Origin of the sequence: Pseudomonas sp. IT-P171, from assembly GCF_949767765.1 — a bacterium.
GTDB lineage: Bacteria > Pseudomonadota > Gammaproteobacteria > Pseudomonadales > Pseudomonadaceae > Aquipseudomonas > Aquipseudomonas fluorescens_B.
Map to the genome: position 1 here is coordinate 1 of NZ_CATKQN010000043.1, position 324 is coordinate 324.

At 48.8% G+C, this 324-nt stretch carries 2 tRNA genes; both read right to left on the minus strand.

Annotated elements, in window-relative coordinates:
• Positions 1 to 126 precede the first annotated feature (126 nt).
• Positions 127 to 202, minus strand: a tRNA-Ala gene (locus ACM6I5_RS19865).
• Between the two features lie 28 nt (positions 203 to 230).
• A tRNA-Ile gene (locus tag ACM6I5_RS19870) sits at positions 231 to 307 on the minus strand.
• Positions 308 to 324: the final 17 nt, after the last annotated feature.

Genomic DNA, 324 nt, shown 5'->3' on the forward strand with positions numbered 1-324 from the left:
TCAGTCTATCTTTCTATCACATACCCAAATTTTTAAAGAACGATCTAGCCAAAGACTAGAAATCAACATTCACCACCATCACGATGGAATGCTCATTTCTAAGCTTTATACAATCAGAAGCAGTAGTGGTGGAGCCAAACGGGATCGAACCGTTGACCTCCTGCGTGCAAGGCAGGCGCTCTCCCAGCTGAGCTATGGCCCCGTATTGCTACAGGATCCCACACAAAAATTGGTGGGTCTGGGCAGATTCGAACTGCCGACCTCACCCTTATCAGGGGTGCGCTCTAACCAACTGAGCTACAGACCCAATTTCGGGCTGCTTCT